16 protein-coding genes and 1 riboswitch are annotated in these 16,786 nt (G+C 64.7%); of the genes, 11 read left to right on the forward strand and 5 right to left on the reverse strand.

Annotation, left to right across the window (positions count from 1 at the left end; all coding sequences use genetic code 11):
* Positions 1 to 20: 20 nt before the first annotated feature.
* The gene (locus C2L66_RS09625) at positions 21 to 515 is read right to left on the reverse strand and encodes a GNAT family N-acetyltransferase (RefSeq protein ID WP_060600369.1); all 495 of its coding nucleotides are present in this window, start codon (positions 513 to 515) and stop codon (positions 21 to 23) included.
* Between the two features lie 78 nt (positions 516 to 593).
* On the opposite strand from C2L66_RS09625, the gene C2L66_RS09630 reads away from it, so the two are divergent.
* Complete coding sequence (locus C2L66_RS09630; protein WP_054930238.1) at positions 594 to 1,175, forward strand: DJ-1/PfpI family protein; 582 nt, start codon at positions 594 to 596, stop codon at positions 1,173 to 1,175.
* A gap of 137 nt (positions 1,176 to 1,312) precedes the next feature.
* A complete protein-coding gene (locus C2L66_RS09635) occupies positions 1,313 to 1,636 on the forward strand; it encodes a hypothetical protein (RefSeq protein ID WP_054930237.1) in 324 nt (107 codons plus the stop codon).
* Between the two features lie 23 nt (positions 1,637 to 1,659).
* On the opposite strand, the gene C2L66_RS09640 is transcribed toward C2L66_RS09635, so the two are convergent.
* The gene (locus tag C2L66_RS09640) at positions 1,660 to 3,315 is read right to left on the reverse strand and encodes a sensor histidine kinase (protein ID WP_060600367.1); all 1,656 of its coding nucleotides are present in this window, start codon (positions 3,313 to 3,315) and stop codon (positions 1,660 to 1,662) included.
* Between the two features lie 456 nt (positions 3,316 to 3,771).
* On the opposite strand from C2L66_RS09640, the gene C2L66_RS09650 reads away from it, so the two are divergent.
* From C2L66_RS09650 to C2L66_RS09665, 4 genes are all read left to right on the forward strand, one after another.
* Entirely contained in the window at positions 3,772 to 4,974 is a 1,203-nt protein-coding gene (locus tag C2L66_RS09650) for an ammonium transporter (RefSeq protein WP_054930233.1), read from the forward strand.
* A gap of 113 nt (positions 4,975 to 5,087) precedes the next feature.
* Positions 5,088 to 5,148, forward strand: a riboswitch (Fluoride riboswitch).
* Positions 5,149 to 5,222: 74 nt separating this feature from the next.
* A complete protein-coding gene (crcB, locus tag C2L66_RS09655) occupies positions 5,223 to 5,603 on the forward strand; it encodes a fluoride efflux transporter CrcB (RefSeq protein WP_060602608.1) in 381 nt (126 codons plus the stop codon).
* Between the two features lie 102 nt (positions 5,604 to 5,705).
* Entirely contained in the window at positions 5,706 to 6,134 is a 429-nt protein-coding gene (locus C2L66_RS41590; RefSeq protein WP_233444902.1) for a hypothetical protein, read from the forward strand.
* 13 nt (positions 6,135 to 6,147) lie between these two features.
* Positions 6,148 to 6,420 (forward strand): hypothetical protein, encoded by a 273-nt coding sequence (locus C2L66_RS09665; RefSeq protein WP_060600363.1) that lies wholly within the window; start codon positions 6,148 to 6,150, stop codon positions 6,418 to 6,420.
* A 59-nt stretch (positions 6,421 to 6,479) separates the two neighbouring features.
* Here C2L66_RS09665 and C2L66_RS42345 read toward each other — a convergent pair whose 3' ends face one another.
* The 3 genes from C2L66_RS42345 to C2L66_RS09680 form a co-directional block, all read right to left on the reverse strand.
* Positions 6,480 to 7,100, reverse strand: a complete 621-nt coding sequence (locus C2L66_RS42345; protein WP_060600361.1) for a hypothetical protein — start codon at positions 7,098 to 7,100, stop codon at positions 6,480 to 6,482.
* An 81-nt stretch (positions 7,101 to 7,181) separates the two neighbouring features.
* Positions 7,182 to 8,066, reverse strand: coding sequence for a CHAD domain-containing protein (locus C2L66_RS09675; protein ID WP_054930231.1), 885 nt, complete (start codon positions 8,064 to 8,066; stop codon positions 7,182 to 7,184).
* Positions 8,067 to 8,178: 112 nt separating this feature from the next.
* A complete protein-coding gene (locus tag C2L66_RS09680; RefSeq protein WP_233444903.1) occupies positions 8,179 to 9,030 on the reverse strand; it encodes a hypothetical protein in 852 nt (283 codons plus the stop codon).
* A 209-nt stretch (positions 9,031 to 9,239) separates the two neighbouring features.
* Here C2L66_RS09680 and C2L66_RS09685 point away from each other — a divergent pair, with 209 nt between their 5' ends.
* From C2L66_RS09685 to C2L66_RS09705, 5 genes are all read left to right on the forward strand, one after another.
* Positions 9,240 to 9,707: a PRC-barrel domain-containing protein gene (locus C2L66_RS09685; protein ID WP_054930230.1), complete on the forward strand. Its 468-nt coding sequence runs from the start codon at positions 9,240 to 9,242 to the stop codon at positions 9,705 to 9,707.
* 263 nt (positions 9,708 to 9,970) lie between these two features.
* A complete protein-coding gene (locus C2L66_RS09690; protein WP_224100259.1) occupies positions 9,971 to 10,276 on the forward strand; it encodes a hypothetical protein in 306 nt (101 codons plus the stop codon).
* 593 nt (positions 10,277 to 10,869) lie between these two features.
* Positions 10,870 to 11,706 (forward strand): IclR family transcriptional regulator, encoded by an 837-nt coding sequence (locus tag C2L66_RS09695; RefSeq protein ID WP_054930229.1) that lies wholly within the window; start codon positions 10,870 to 10,872, stop codon positions 11,704 to 11,706.
* A gap of 500 nt (positions 11,707 to 12,206) precedes the next feature.
* Positions 12,207 to 13,631, forward strand: coding sequence for an MdtA/MuxA family multidrug efflux RND transporter periplasmic adaptor subunit (locus C2L66_RS09700; RefSeq protein ID WP_060600359.1), 1,425 nt, complete (start codon positions 12,207 to 12,209; stop codon positions 13,629 to 13,631).
* A gap of 17 nt (positions 13,632 to 13,648) precedes the next feature.
* Positions 13,649 to 16,786, forward strand: a complete 3,138-nt coding sequence (locus C2L66_RS09705) for an MdtB/MuxB family multidrug efflux RND transporter permease subunit (RefSeq protein WP_060600357.1) — start codon at positions 13,649 to 13,651, stop codon at positions 16,784 to 16,786.

Below are 16,786 nucleotides of genomic sequence, written 5' to 3' on the forward strand. Positions count from 1 at the left end.
CGGATGGCGTGAGAGTGGTTTCATACTTTTGGTCGAGCCGCTGCGAGCGGCTTCATCATGCGAAAACGCCTCAATGATACGCCGTTGCGCGTGACCGACTCCTGCGCGTTCACCGCGAAGCCCGCCCGCTCGAATGCTTGCCTCGCGCTGATGCTGACATCGGCTGTCACCGTCAGCACGTTCGCAGCGCGCGCCCGCGCTTCGAGCCGCGCGAGCAGCGCCGCCGCGAGCCTTTGTCGCGCAAAGGCAGGCGCGACATAGAGCATCTCGATGTGATCGGCCGGATGCAGTTGGCCGAACCCAGCATGGGCGCTACCGCGCAAGGCAACGAGCGTCACGCCGCGCGCCAGCCGCGCGCCGAACGCGGCGACCTCGCCGGCGGCCGACGCCCATGCCTCGCGCGCCGCCGGGTCGTAGCCCGCGGCGGCCAGCACTGCATCGTGAAAAAGCGCAGCGAGCGGCGCGGCGTCAGCGGGCCGGAACAGGCGGAAGGTAAATGGAATAGGATCGGTCATGCGTTTGCGATGTTGTCGACGACCCCAGGGTAGACTGGCCGACGTTCGACGTGTTCCCTCAACCACTGGAGGCATGCGATGGCAGCAAAGAAGATTCTGTTCCTGACGGGCGACTTCGCCGAGGATTACGAAACGATGGTGCCGTTCCAGGCACTGCAGGCAGTCGGCCATATCGTCGATGCCGTCTGTCCCGGCAAGCGTGCGGGCGAGCGCGTGAAAACGGCGATTCACGATTTCGAAGGCGACCAGACGTACACCGAGAAGCCCGGCCATTACTTCACGCTCAACGCAAGCTTCGACGAGATCGATCCGTCGCAATACGACGCGCTCGCCATCGCGGGCGGCCGCGCGCCGGAGTATCTGCGGCTCAACGCGAAAGTGATCGACCTCGTGCGCCAGTTCGCCGAAAGCAACAAGCCGATCGCCGCGATCTGCCACGCCGCGCAACTGCTCGCCGCCGCCGACGTGATCCGCGGCAAACGCATTTCGGCGTATCCCGCGTGCGCGCCCGAAGTGAAGCTGGCGGGCGGCGACTACGCGGACATTCCCGTCGACGCGGCTGTCACCGACGGCAACTTCGTCACGGCGCCCGCGTGGCCCGCGCATCCAGAATGGCTGCGCCAGTTCCTCGTGGTGCTCGGCACGCGTATCGAACTTTGACCCGCGTCAAGGTCGGACCAGCGCCCGGCCTGTCGATCAGACGCGCTTGCGTGTTGTCTATCCTGTTTGAGACTTCTCTGATACCCGTGATGGGTACGGCCCCCTAGAGTTGCAGGTTGACTTTGGAAGGCTCAATCATGGATCTCACTAACTGGGTGATTATTCTCGCTGTCGCGCTGATTTCGCTGACATTCTTCTGTTCGCGCGCGCCGGCGCACTGGTCGATCGAAAGCCGCGCGCGGCGCTTCACCGGCATGCGTCTGCTCGCCCAAGCCGTACTGTCGTTCTGGACCGCACTTCTCATCGTCGCGCGCGGCCTGTTCGTACTGGGTTCGAAAACCCTTCACGTCGCACCCGCGGCCATCCTGACGGGCGCGCTGCTGCTGATCGTCGCGAGCGGCTACTGGTCGATCCGCGGCCGCAGAATGCTCAAGCCGCGCCGTCTGTTCTCCGCCTCCTGAGCGCCGGGCGGGCACACCGCGCGCTATCGCGCGTCCGCCCGCAACGCCTGTCCATCGCCCGCTGTCGCGGCATCGTCCTCGTCGTCGCGCGACGGTGCGGCGGCATCCGGCAACGACAGGTAGAACGTCGTTCCCACACCCTCCGTCGATTCCGCCCACACGCGTCCGCCGTGCCGCTCGACCATGCGTCGCACCAGCGCCAGACCGATCCCCTCGCCCGCCGCCACGTTGCCGTGGAGCCGCTGGAACGCATTGAACAGGCGCGGCATCGCGATTTCCGGAATGCCCATGCCGTTGTCCTTCACATAGAAGATGCGCAGCGTCTGCACGCCAGGCGGCGCAGGCGCCGTGCCGATTTCGACGACGCCCGCGCGCTCCGGGCTCAGATAATTGATCGCGTTGCCAATCAGGTTCGCGAAGATCTGCTCGAGCGCCGTCGGATCGCCCCATACGGGCGGCAGCGCCTGCACGATGACGCGCGCGCGATGATCGCGAATCGTGGCCTGCATCGCGTCGATCACGCGCTGCACGATGTCGCGCACCTCGACCTGCTGGCGCCGGTATTCGACGCGGCCCACGCGCGATAGCCGCAACAACGCGTCGATGATGTGCGACGCGCGCAATACCGCCGTCTGCAGGAAATGCAGCGCCTCGCCGATGTCCTCGTCGATCAGCCGCTCGACATGCTCACGCTGATGCGTCGACAGCGACGACTGGCGCAGGGCGGCGCGCAGATCGTCGCACGCATGCGTCAGTTCCTTCGAGAAACCCTGCAGATTGACCAGCGGCGCGCGCAGATCGTGCGACACGCTATAGATGAACGTCTCGTTTTCCTGGGTTTGCTGGCGCAGCGTTTCGTTGGTCTGCGCGAGTTCGGCGGCGTGGCGGCCGAGATCCGACTGGAAGCGCGCCTGCTGGCGCTCCGCTTCGAGCAGCTTGCGGCTGGTCATATGCAGCGTCAGATCGAGCCGCGCGATTTCATCGTTGCCGGGCGTGAGAGGCGCCAGCGGCTCGTTGCTGGCAAGCCGGCTGGCGTTGTCCGACAGCAGCGCGAGCCGGCCGCGCACGCGGCGCGCGAACACCCAGAACGCAATCGCGACGAATACCAGCGAGCCGAGCACGGCCGCGACGATCAGCGACTGCTGCCGCTCCCGCGCCGCCGCGGCCTCGGCCGAACGCACCGAATCGAGCTGCCGCTCCTGCGCCTGGAACGCCGCGATCTGCGCGCGAAAGCCGTCGAGCACGTCGGTTCCGGCAAGGTCGCGAAAACGCTGCAGCACGTCGCGCCGGCGTCCCGAGCGGATCAGGTCCTGCACGCGGTCCGACCATTGGCGGTACATCTGCACGGCCTGGCGGATCTGCGCGGCGCGCTCGACTTGCGTGGGATTGTCGGCGACCAGTTCGGCGAGCCGGTCGATGCGACGGTCGACGTCCATCCAGAACGCCACGGGCGTCGAGGTATCGCGTGTGCCGCTGACGACGGCGCCGCGCAACCGCACCGATTCCAGCAGCACGGGCGCGAGAATGCTGGCTGTCTGCCGCAGCACATCCTCGCTATGCATGCTCCAGCGCTCGGCCTGTTCGGCATCCGACTGCGCCTTGATGAGACCCGACAGCAATGCCAGTTCGAAGACAGCGGGGATCGCAATCAGAAGCAGGCCTTTGGTCGTCAGTCTCATGCGCGCGCCGGGAGAGTCGGAAGCCGGCGGGTCGCGCCGGGGACGGCACATTATGTCGGCGATTGCAGTTCATGACAAAGCGCAACCCGGCGGGCGCGTCGCCAAGCTGGTGCAGGAGGCAGCCGATCGCGGGCGCCGGGCGTGGCGCATGTTCAGGGCGCGTTCCGCCGCGCTGGCGCGCCAATTACCGCGTTATTGATTCGTATGGAAATAGCAAGCAAATCATAGGTATATGCCCGTTTTTGGGATATTTGCATGCCCCGATTTCGCGCTCATGCACACTTAATGTGCCGATATCGCGGCGCGCGTGCCGGGAAGGTGGAGTAATCGAAACGCTTCGAGGCGGCATCGGCCCATTCCAGTGCAGCATCGCACCGACAACACGCGTTAGCGCATCCATTTGGCCCACTTCTTGCATTCGATGCCCGCTTTTTGCGCATCGCAGGAATCAAACGGATGGACAGTCTGAAAACCGGCACCGATACCCTCTTTCTTCTGCTCGGCGCGGCAATGGTGCTCGCGATGCACGCGGGCTTCGCGTTCCTCGAACTGGGTACGGTCCGTAAGAAAAATCAGGTCAATGCGCTGGTGAAGATTCTGGTCGACTTTTCGGTGTCGACGATCGCGTATTTCTTCATCGGCTACACGATCGCTTACGGCGTCCAGTTCTACGGCAGCGCCGAAACGCTCGCCGCGCACAACGGCTATGCGCTGGTGCGCTTCTTCTTCCTGCTGACGTTCGCCGCCGCAATTCCCGCGATCGTGTCGGGCGGCATCGCCGAGCGCTCGAAGTTCAACCCGCAACTGTTCGCGACCTTCGTGCTCGTCGGCTTCATCTACCCGTTCTTCGAGGGGATCGTCTGGAACGGCCACTTCGGCATCCAGACCTGGCTCACGCAGGCGCTCGGCGCGCCGTTCCATGACTTCGCGGGCTCCGTGGTCGTGCACGCGTTCGGTGGCTGGGTCGCGCTGCCTGCCGTGATGCTGCTCGGCGCGCGCCACGGCCGCTACACGCGCGACGGCCGTATCGCCGCGCATCCGCCGTCGAACATTCCGTTTCTCGCGCTCGGCGCGTGGGTGCTGGCCGTCGGCTGGTTCGGCTTCAACGTGATGAGCGCGCAGACGATCGACAAGATCAGCGGCCTCGTCGCCGTCAACTCGCTGATGGCGATGGTCGGCGGCACGCTGACCGCGTGGCTCGCGGGCCGCAACGACCCGGGCTTCACGTATAACGGCCCGCTCGCCGGACTGGTGGCCGTGTGCGCCGGCTCGGACGTCATGCATCCGCTCGGCGCGCTGCTGACGGGCGCCGTGGCGGGCGGGCTGTTCGTCTATATGTTTACGATCGTGCAGAACCGCTGGCGCATCGACGACGTGCTCGGCGTGTGGCCACTGCATGGCCTGTGCGGCGCATGGGGCGGCATCGCGGCGGGGATCTTCGGCCTGCACGCGCTGGGCGGACTGGGCGGCGTGTCGTTCGCGGCCCAGGTGATTGGCACGCTCGGCGGCGTCGGGTTCGCGACGCTCGGCGGCACGCTCGTCTACGGCGTAATCCGGATCACGGTCGGGCTGCGCATCGACCAGGAAAACGAATTCAACGGAGCCGATCTGTCGATCCACAAGATCACGTCGACGCCGGAACGCGAAACGGTCGGCTGACGCACCACTGCAAGCCCGTGGCGTCTGGTGTAACCTCGCGTTTCCGGGGTCGGCACATGCCATCAGGCGCGCCGCCGGTCCTTCGTACCAACGTGCGCGCCGATGTTAGACTGGCGCGCGCCGGAGATGGCATTCTCCTAAACCGCCCTCGTGGCTGATGATGCCTGCTTCGCCCGGACCTGCGGACGTTGCAGCATCACGCCTCGCCGCAGCCCGGTTCGTCGATGTTCGGCTTTCCAGGCTTGCTCATGTATCTGTCCATTCTTGCCGTCGGTATCGGCGGCGCACTCGGTTCGCTGTTTCGCTGGTTTCTCGGTCTGCGCCTCAACGCGCTCTTTCCGGCGTTGCCGCTCGGCACGCTCGCCTCGAATGTGATCGCGGGTTACATCATCGGCGTCGCCGTCGCGTACTTCGGGCGCAATCCGCAGATCGCGCCCGAATGGCGCCTCTTCATCATCACGGGCCTGATGGGCGGCCTGTCGACGTTCTCCACGTTCTCCGCGGAAGTCGTCCAGCACCTGCAGCAAGGCCGCCTCAACTGGGCCGCTGGGGAGATTGCGATTCACGTGGCGGCGTCGGTCGTCATGACCGTGCTCGGCATCGCGACGGTCGCCGTCGTCTCGCGCTGAACGGCACGCGCGCGCACCCCGCGCGACGCGCCCAGCACGACGATGACTGACACCTGCCGTTCATCAAAAGATCATTGCTGAACGCTGCCGCGTGGGCGTCGCGTGGCTGTATCATCGTCGTCATATGCGGCGGACCTCGTGACGGCCCGTCACGCATGCATCGCCGCCGAACGCGCGACGAGCCTTGCATCGTCGCATCGTCGCAAAAAAGGGCTTGGGCCGGACGGCGCGCGCAGCGCCCGCTTCGCGCGCATCCCACGCAAGCCAGCTGGGGACCTCTTGAAGTACAGATATCTTTCGCGTCGTTCGTTGCTTCCTCTGCGGCGCAGCGCAGAGGAGTTGTCGTTTGCGTTTTCCGAGCTGCTCGCGCAGCCGCTGAGCCGGCCCGAAGCAGCCGCACGTTTCGAAACCCTGTGGAACGAAGTCAACGACGCCGCGCAGTCATGCGACGACAGCGATACCGCCTTCAGCTATATCGCGCTGCTGCACAGCATGGACCAGCGTTGGCGGTTCCTGAGATCGATGAACTAGCGGGCAAACAACCGTGTCCTCCGATCCGTCCGATAACGAGCCGACCGATAACGAGCCGACCGGGTCGGCAGCGCGGCCACCCCGCCGCGCCGACGAAATCGAAAAGGACTTTCTGGATCGGCCGACGTCCGGCATTCCGCCCGACGTCGCCCGCGACAAGTTCGAGCGCCTGTGGGATGAGACGAACGCCCTCGCCGCATCGTCGATGATGTCGGCGCAACGCCTTCCGTATATCGCGCTGCTCAAGCGCATGCATACGGCGTTCGTGGAGCGCTATCCGCGCTGAACGGCCGGGCGCGAACGGCTCTCCGGCATCGCGGCGGCACGCGCGGCCGCCACGCGGGGTCATGACTTCGCGGGACGTCCCGTCTTTACCGCTTCGAGTTCCTGAACGGCCGCGATCAGGCGTTTGGCGGGCGACACGGCGAGCAGATTCAGGCCCGCGCGCAGCAGTTCGCTCTTCTTGACGGAAATGCCCGCGTCGAGACAACGCTGCTTGAGTTCGGCGATCTTCGCGTAGTCGGATTTCGGCATGGTGAAGCTGTCGCGGACCACTTTTTCCTTCTCTTTCTTCGCACGCGGCTTTTTTTCGGGAGCGGCGGCGGATGCCGGCGCGGTCTTCGCTGTCTTGACGGCCCTGGCTTCCTTAGGCGCCTTCGCAGGGGTCGCGTTCGCAGCAGAACTTGCACTGCTGGCGGGCTTGACTGCCTTTTCCGTCTTTGCGCTCTTCGCCGCCTTCACAGTGCCCGCGGTCTTCGTCGTCTTCGTCGTCTTCGTGGCCTTCGGGCTCGCGCCTGCCGCTTCCGGCGCAACTACGGGCGCCTGCTCGACCGTCGCTGCCTTCTTCGCTTCCGAAGTCCGTGATGCCTTCACTGCGGGCTTTTTGGTTTCGGCAGCCGGTTCCTTCGCGCTCTTCGGGAAGTGGTAGGCCTTTTTGGTGGGTTCTTTGGTTCGCGGCGTGCTCATCGTGTTTCCTCGTTAACGGTATAAACAGTATATACGGTTTCGCGAATGGTGCCGCCCGCCTGAAGTGATGTGCAGCGCCCGCTATGTTTCGCGCAACAGCTGCACCGCCTCGCGCCGGCGTGCCTTGCGACGCTCCTTCAGAAGCGCAAGCGCCGCGCGCGCCTCGGCTTCGTCGGCGAACAGACCGGTGTTTTCGCGCAACAGCGCAATGCTTGCCGTCACGTCGTTGAGCTCGCCGAAGCACTGCTGCAGTTTCTTGAGACGCTTCAATGTGTGGTCGTGGCCGACGTCATCGAGCACAGGGCCGAAAAGCTCGATCAGATAGCGAACCTTCTTGCCCGCCTTGCGCACGTCGTGGAGCGCATCGTAGTCGGCGGGCTTCGCACGGGACGCCTTATCCATCCGCTTTCGCAGCGATTTTTCGGCGGCGCGCACGCGCTTTGCCGCGAACTTCTGCAATGCGTGCCTTTCGGGCGCCGAGTTCAATTCCTTCGATGTGCTTGCGAGTGCACCATGCAGCACGTTGCGAATGTCCGCGTTGATGAGCGTCTCGCGGCTCGCGGCAAGCGCGCGCTCGCGTGCTTCGCGCAGGCAGGCGGGTGCGGCGCGCAGCGCGCCCTCTTCACCCGGTTCACTGGTTTCGTTCGTCTTGCTCGCCAGCAGTTCCAGCAGGATGTCCCAGTCGCGCGTCTTACCGGCGGCATCGGCGAGAAAGCGGTACAGCGCGCGCTGCCGCGCGTTTTCCTGCCTGTCGAGCAGCGGACCATACGCCCACCACAACGAGCGCAAGCGTCGCAGCGCAACGCGCAGCTGATGCAGCGATTCCGGCGAAGCGTCGGCGTGAATGGATGCGCTTTGCGAAAGCGCTTCATCGACGAGCGGCGCCGCGAGCGCGGCGAAGGTCGACTCCGCATGCGCCTCGCCACCGGAATCGGCGACATCGTGCGGGCGATCGTCGTGTCTCATGGGGCCTCGTATCGGGAGCGACAACAAGATGCCTTGTGATGCATCGACCGATGCAACACACATCATACGCTTTCCCGTCGCGCCGAAATCGCGATCTCCGCTGTTGCTGCGGCTATCTGTCCTGCGGCAGGTTGTGCGCGGCGAAGGTCGGCAGGTCCATCACGAGACAGAAGCCTTCGCCTGCCGCGAGCACGCAGTCGCCCGGAACCGCCGAGCCTTCTTCGCGGGACAGCTTGCGCCGCAACGCGGCGACGCCCTGGATCCAGCGCCGGAACGCGGGCAACGGCCATCCGCACAAGGCGACGTCCGCCACCTCCACTTCCACGTTTTCCTCATGCAGCCAGCCGCCGATGTAGTTACGCGCGCACAGTTGCCACTGTGGCAGAGGCGTCATCTGCGAAACGTTCGCGACTTCGACTTGCCCGCTACCGCTCGCCATGCTCCCGGCGGGAGCGAGATAGATGAAATAGTGTGGCGCGAGTAGCCGCGTGCTGGCGACGATATCGACCGCGCCACTTTCGACACCACGCCCGGACAATACGAACTCATCCGCGTCGGGCGCAGTGTGCGCGCGCATCTCTGTCAGCTTGACGCGTAGTGCTTGAATTTTTTGCCTGCACGCATTCGTCCAGCGCTGTTCGGCATCGTCGAAATCGAGTTCGAGCGTGCTGAGGTCGCCCGGATGCACGGCCTTCGCATCCGCGAGCGCGCGTCGCGCCGCGACGATCGCCTTCGGCGCGCTCAGCGAGATATACCGCGACAACTCGCGGCCCACGTCGTCGTCGTCGATCCGGTATTCGAGCAGGCACCAGCGCAACGATGGATCGTGCATGGGCACGTCGGCGCGCACGGCGCGCCCGCCGAGCGCCATCGTCGCGTAGAGATATTCGACGGTCTTGCGCGTCGTCGGCGCTAGCTGTTGAAGTGGAACAGGTTCGGGCTGGCTCAGATTCAGGGCGTCCATGTTCATTCTCGCTTCGGGGTTCGCATTGCCGCGCGCCGGTTCAATCGACACACGATGCTGATTACCCCATACAGCTAAAACTACGCCACGTTTCTCGCGACTCGCTCGCCAACTGACGCACACACGAACGTCGGCCCATGACGCGCGGTCCGAACGGACAGGCACGCCGGATGCGCTATGCATCCCGTGGACTTCCAAAGGAGGAAATCATGACCACACTTGACCCGAAAATGAACCCGGCACGTGGGGGCGCAGGCATCGTCGGCGGTGGCGTGGGCGAAGGTCCCGGGCCCGAAGTGATGGCCGCGGCAACGCTGGATGGCAACAAGGTCGTCTCTTCGGATGGCGAACACGTCGGCAAGATCTCGGACATCATGCTCGACGTGCGCAGCGGGCGCGTCGCCTATGCAGTGCTGTCTGAGGGCGGCTTCCTCGGGATGGGCAGCAACCTGCACGCCATCCCATGGAGCGCGCTGACGCTCGATACGGACGAGAAGGTATTCCGCGTCGATATCACCGCGCAGCGCATCAAGGACGATCCGGGTTTCGACAAGGATCATTGGCCGTCGATGGCCGACGAAACCTGGGGTACCCAGATGCACAAGTACTACAACCGCGATCCGTACTGGACGACGACGTCGGTAGATCCTGTCGCGGAGCGGGATCGGGGGCTGTAACTTCGGCTTCGGTCTCGCACCTGACCGTCATTTCCTGATCGTCGATCACTGACTTTTCTTTACGCTGTCGTCGCGGCGGCCGTCCGGATGGACGGCCGCCGCGTACTTTTCTGGATGCGCAGCGTTGGATCGAAAGCGGCACTCCGACACCAGCGCTTGCAGAGTGTTCGTGCATATCCAACATCGAGGCCTGCCGCCGTCCACCCGCGTCGAGGCGTACAACGGGCAGCAGCCCCGCCCGTGCTCGTTCGCGCAAGGTAGTCATGGCCGTCGGCATGGTCATTGCACTTGTTGGCTACGTCGAACAGGAGCAAGACATGATGCGCCATTTTCCGGATGCAGCCGAACCGAGGTCGTTTCGCACGACAACCATCGTCGCCATTGCCGCGCTAGCCCTTATCGCCGCTTGCGGGACTGGGATTGCCGCACTCTGCGGGCTTTTGCCAGAATCAGAGAATGTCGCGGTCACGGCGACCACGATACCGCTGGTCGATATCTGGCGAAATGAGTCGAGCTCCCCCATTCGACCGCAGTCCGAAAGCCGGGATTCGGGAATGTCCGTGGAATAATCACCGGCCCCGGCGCCGCGCGTCGCACTGACCATATCGCCCCAGCACTTTCCCGCCTCGCGACCTCTCCCTCTCCGCATCGTCTCTTCTGGCTGCAACACCGCAGCGAGCCGTAGGAAATCGATCCGGCGAAAAGCCGTCGTGCTTCTCCGACGATCCCGGTCCCGATAAACCGGACCCAGGTACGGGCGGAATCCAACAAACGCAGGCACAAAAAAAAGGCGCCATGTTTCCATGGCGCCTTCAAAAAGTTCTAGCCATTCCGAGGGCCGTGCTAGAACCTGAGAGACGGTACTGAGATACGGTACTGAAAAACTGCCTGGAAAGCGGCGCTGCAGCGACGGTATCAGCCTGTGACACGCGCGCGACTACCGCACACTTTCGAAATATAGTTCCATTTTTTATGGTAATGCTGACTAAGTCAAGCAAAATTTAATCGCTGCGGACTGCCCGGAAATTACCTTCCTATACAATGAATCGTCGTAGGAAAAAGGGACTTAGGCTTTGCTGAGAGAAGGCTTGAGGCGCTTCACCGGAGTCGTCATCCCGAAGCGTGTTCCACAAATATTGAAATAACGTTTCATAAAAACCACATGAACCAGTCATCGACGCGCCCGGCCGTCACCGATTCCGCAAGGGAAAAAGACGGTTCCGGCGACGAGGTTACCGCGCTCGCGCGCGGCCTGACGGTACTCCGGAGGGTCGCGGCCGCCGACGCCCCACTGTCCAACCGCGAGTTGACCGAACTGACGGGCATTCCAAAACCGACCGTCTCGCGGATCACCGCGACGCTCGTCAGCGCCGGCTTTCTGTTCCGTCTGCCCGACAGCGAGCGTTTCGTGCTCACGTCGTCGGTGCTGGAACTGAGCAACGGCTTTCTGCGCAACTTCGACATCCGCGCCCGCTCGCGGCCGTTTCTGATCGAACTGGCCGAGCGGACATCACTCTCCGTGCACCTCGCCGTGCGCGACCGGCTCGAAATGGTTGTCATCGACGCGATCAAGCCGCGCTCCGCCGTGCTGGTATCGCGCCTCGACGTCGGCTCGCGGATGGACCTGAGCCGCACCGCCGTCGGCCGCGCCTATCTGGCGGCACTGAGCGACACGGACCGCGACAAGCTGCTGATCGGCTTGCAGGCCGCGGCGGGCGACGACTGGGGAAACATCGGCGCGCGACTCGACGCGGCGTTGCGTGAAACCACCGCGCAAGGCTTCGCCATCGCAACGGGCGAATGGCATGAAGGGCTCAATGCCATCGCGGCCGGCTTCATCGGGCCTTCGGGCGAACGCTACGCGGTCAACTGCGGCGGCTCTGCGCACCAGTGCCCGCGCGACTGGCTCGTTTCGCGCGCGGCGCCGGCGCTGCTGGAGACGATCGACCGGATCGTCCACGAGATCGGCGGCACACCGGGACGCAGGCTCGACGCCTAAGCACGGCTTGCCGCAACCGCACGCCACAACAGCAAGCCGACGCGAAGCCCGACGCGAAAGGCGACATCCCGCTGACGCACGGCTTTCGACCCGCGCGAAATCCGTGTAACGGTCGTAATCCGCCGAAAAATACGCCGCTGGACTGTAACTCGGCCCGGGACGTAGCATCATGCTTTCCCGCGCGCCCGGGGAAGCTGCCATAGTCTCCCGCGCGCCCCGCCAGCGCATGCGCATTTCAATGCCGACGGGACCGCGCCCGGCAACGGACGCAGCGGCGGGCACCAGCACGGCCAACAGGGAGGAGCCGTCAACCATGCCCGTAACGTGTCTGGCCGCGAGAGCGGCCGCCGCCACGTCATGGTCATCGCGATGAATCACGCATCAATTAGCATCGCGCAGGCATGCGCGATCAGCACAAAGCGGCGCCCAGCGAAACACCGCCGCGCTCATCGCGTTACCTCGGCACGTTTGCCCCATTAAGCCAGTCACCTGATCGAACGATGGACGAACAAAAAAAGCAGCCTGAAACGTCACGCAACTCCGCTCCCGCCAGCCCGCCTCCAGGGCGCGATCCCGGTCCCGGCGCCGTCAAGCGGCACCGCGGCCGTACGATCGCGCTGATCGTCGCCGTCGTGGTAATCGCGGGCATCGTGCTGGTGCGCTGGCATCCGTGGAACAGGACCGCTGACGGCGCGAGCGCGGCAGCAGGCGCCAGCGGCGCGCAGACAGGACGCGCCGGCGGTGGCCGCCGCGGCGCCGCGGGCGGCATGAACCAGCCGCAACCCGTTCACGTGGCGACCGTGAAGCAAGGCGAAATGCCCGTCGTGCTGAATGCGCTCGGCACCGTCACGCCGCTCGCGAACGTCACCGTGCGCACGCAGTTGACGGGCACGCTGCAAACGGTCGCCTTCCAGGAAGGTCAGATGGTCAAGAAAGGCGATCTGCTCGCGCAGGTCGACCCGCGTCCGTATCAGATCAGTCTTGCGAATGCCGAAGGCACGCTCGCCAAGGACATGGCGCTTCTGCAAACGGCACGTCTCGACCTGAAGCGCTATCAGACGCTGCTCTCCCAAGACTCGATTGCGAGCCAGCAGGTGGACACGCAGGCGTCGCTCGTCAAGCAGTACGAAGGCCAGGTGAAGGCGGATCAGGCGAACATCGACACCTTCAAGCTCGATCTCACCTACGCGCGCATCACGGCGCCCGTCTCCGGCCGCGTCGGCCTGCGCCAGGTCGACGCCGGCAATTACGTGACGCCGGGCGACACGAACGGCGTCGTGGTGATTACGCAATTGCAGCCGATCAGCGTGATCTTCACGACCTCGGAAGACAACCTGCCCGCCATTCTCAAAGGCATGCGCGCGAACCAGAAGATGTCGGTGACGGCGTACGACCGCAGCAACACGACCTCGCTCGAAGCCGGCTATCTGGAGACCATCGACAACCAGATCGACACCACCACGGGCACCGTGAAGCTGCGCGCGACCTTCCAGAACAACGAAGGCCTGCTGTTCCCGAACCAGTTCGTCAACACGCGCCTGCTCGTGAACGTCGTGAAGGATGCCGTGATCGTGCCGACTTCAGCCGTGCTGAACGGCTCGATGGGCGCGTTCGTGTATGTCGCGAAGCCCGACAACACGGTGACGGTGCGCCAGGTGAAGGTCGGCCCCGTCGACGGCGAGCGCACCAGCATCGCGTCGGGCCTGCAGGTCGGCGAGCGCGTCGTGATCGACGGCTCGGACCGGTTGAAGGAAGGCGCGAAGATCACCATTCCCGCCGATCGTCCGCGTGGCGCTTCGGGGGCGTCGGGCGCATCGGCGGCCCATGCGGCGTCGGGTGCATCGGGGGCCGCGGGTGCCGCGGGTGTGATAGGTGCCTCCGGCACGCACCGTCACCGGCACGCGTCGCAGACGTCGGCGGAATAAGGCACGGCTGATACCGCATGAATCCATCCCGCGCCTTTATCCTGCGCCCGGTCGGCACCGCCCTTCTGATGGCGGCGATCATGCTGGTCGGGCTCGTCGCATTGCGTTTTCTGCCGCTGTCCGCGCTGCCCGAAGTCGACTACCCGACCATCCAGGTGCAGACCTTCTATCCGGGCGCGAGCCCCGACGTGATGACGTCGTCGGTCACGGCGCCGCTCGAGCGCCAGTTCGGTCAGATGCCGTCGCTGAACCAGATGTCGTCGCAAAGCTCGGCCGGCTCGTCGATCATCACGCTGCAGTTCAGCCTCGACCTGCCCCTCGACGTCGCCGAGCAGGAAGTCCAGGCGGCCATCAACGCGGCGGGCAACCTGCTGCCGTCCGACCTGCCCGCGCCTCCTATCTACGCGAAGGTCAACCCCGCCGACGCGCCCATCATCACGCTCGCGATCACTTCGAAGACGCTGCCGCTCACGCAGATCCAGGACATCGCCGACACACGCCTCGCGCAGAAGATCTCGCAGGTCGCGGGCGTCGGCCTCGTCAGCCTGTCGGGCGGCCAGCGCCCCGCGGTGCGCATCCAGGCCAACCCGCGCGCGCTGGCGTCGTATGGGCTGAACCTCGACGATCTGCGCACCACCATCTCGAACCTCAACGTCAACACGCCGAAGGGCAACTTCGACGGCCCGTCGCGCTCGTACACGATCAACGCGAACGACCAGTTGACGGACGCCGACGCGTACAAGAGCGCTGTCGTCGCGTACAAGAACGGCCGGCCGGTGATGCTGACGGACGTCGCGACCGTCGTGTCCGGTGCCGAGAACACGAAGCTCGGCGCATGGGTCGACAGCACGCCCGCGATCATCCTCAACGTGCAACGCCAGCCGGGCGCGAACGTGATCCAGGTGGTGGACAGCATCAAGACGCTGTTGCCCACGCTGCAGCAGTCGCTGCCCGCCGCGCTCGACGTACGGGTCGTCACCGACCGCACCACGACGATCCGCGCGTCGGTGCGCGACGTGCAGTTCGAACTGATGATGTCGGTCGTGCTCGTCGTGCTGGTCATGTATCTGTTCCTCGCGAACATCTACGCAACCATCATCCCGAGCCTGTCGGTGCCGCTCTCGCTGATCGGCACGCTCGCCGTCATGTACCTGTGCGGTTTTTCGCTGGACAACTTATCGCTGATGGCATTGACGATCGCGACGGGCTTCGTGGTCGACGACGCGATCGTGATGATCGAGAACATCGCGCGCTACGTGGAGGAAGGCGAGTCGCCGTTGGAGGCCGCGCTGAAAGGCTCGAAGCAGATCGGCTTCACGATCATTTCGCTGACGGTCTCGCTGATCGCGGTGCTGATCCCTCTGCTGTTCATGGGCGACGTGGTCGGACGGCTGTTCCATGAGTTCGCGATCACGCTCGCGGTGACCATCGTGATCTCGGCCGTCGTGTCGCTGACGCTGGTGCCGATGATGTGCGCGAAGCTCTTGCGCCACACCCCGCCGAAGGAGAGCCACCGCTTCGAAGCACGCGCGCACGCGGCCATCGACTGGGTGATCGCACGCTATGCGGTCGCGCTCGAATGGGTGCTCGACCGGCAACGCTCGACGCTCGTCGTCGCCGTGCTCACGCTCGTGCTGACGGGCGTGCTGTACGTCTACATTCCAAAGGGCTTCTTCCCGGTACAGGACACGGGCGTGATCCAGGCGATCACGCAGGCGTCGCAGTCGGTGTCGTATGCGTCGATGGCCGAGCGCCAGCAGCAGCTCGCCGCCGAAATCCTGAAGAACCCGAATGTCGAAAGCCTGACCTCGTTCATCGGTGTGGACGGCAGCAATATCACGCTGAACAGCGGCCGCATGCTGATCAATCTGAAGCCGCGCGACGACCGCGACGCGACGGCGAGCCAGGTGATCCGCCAGTTGCAGCGCGACACGTCGCACATTCCGGGCGCGACGCTCTATATGCAGCCGGTGCAGGATCTGACCATCGATTCGACCGTCAGCCCGACGCAATACCAGTTCATGCTGACCGATCCGAATATCGACGAATTCGCGACCTGGGTGCCGAAGCTGATGGAGCGGCTCGCGCAGTCGCCTGAAATCGTCGACGTCGCCACCGACCTGCAGAACAACGGCCAGTCGGTGTATGTCGAGATCGACCGCGCGTCGGCGGCCCGCTACGGCATCACGCCCGCCACCGTCGACAACGCGCTCTACGACGCATTCGGCCAGCGCATCATCTCGACGATCTTCACGCAGTCGAACCAGTACCGCGTGATTCTCGAAGCGCAGCCGACCATGCAGCACTACACGGAGTCGCTGAACTCGATCTATCTGCCGTCGTCGACGTCGTCAGGCGGACAGGTGCCGCTCAACTCCATTGCGAGCTTCCACGAACGGCCCGCGCCGCTGCTCGTCACGCACCTGAGCCAGTTCCCGGCCACCACCGTCTCGTTCAACCTGGCGCCCGGCGCATCGCTTGGCGAGGCCGTGAAGGCGATCCAGCAGGCGGAAAAGGACATCGGCCTGCCTGCTTCGTTCCAGACCCGCTTCCAGGGCGCGGCGCTCGCGTTCCAGGCGTCGCTGTCGAACGAGCTGTTCCTGATCCTCGCCGCCATCGTCACGATGTACATCGTGCTCGGCGTGCTGTACGAGAGCTTCGTGCACCCCATCACGATTCTTTCGACGCTGCCGTCGGCGGGCGTCGGCGCGCTGCTGGCGCTGCTGGTGACAGGCCACGATCTCGACATCATCGGCATCATCGGGATCGTGCTGCTGATCGGCATCGTGAAGAAGAACGCGATCATGATGATCGACTTCGCGCTCGAAGCCGAGCGCGAGCACGGCAAGCCGCCGCGCGAAGCGATTTATCAGGCGTGTCTCTTGCGCTTCCGCCCTATCCTGATGACGACCATGGCGGCGCTGCTCGGCGCGCTGCCGCTGATGCTCGGCACGGGCGCCGGTTCGGAACTGCGCCGCCCGCTCGGTATCGCGATCGCGGGCGGCCTGATCGTCAGCCAGTTGCTGACCCTCTTCACGACGCCCGTGATCTATCTCGGCTTCGATTCGATTGCGCGGAGCCTGCGCGCGCGCTTTCATCGTGAAGATCATGGCGATGGTCCGACCCGGCCGCCCGTCACCGACGCCGACGTCTGA

The sequence above is a fragment of the Paraburkholderia caribensis genome (genome assembly GCF_002902945.1).
GTDB classification, from domain to species: domain Bacteria; phylum Pseudomonadota; class Gammaproteobacteria; order Burkholderiales; family Burkholderiaceae; genus Paraburkholderia; species Paraburkholderia caribensis.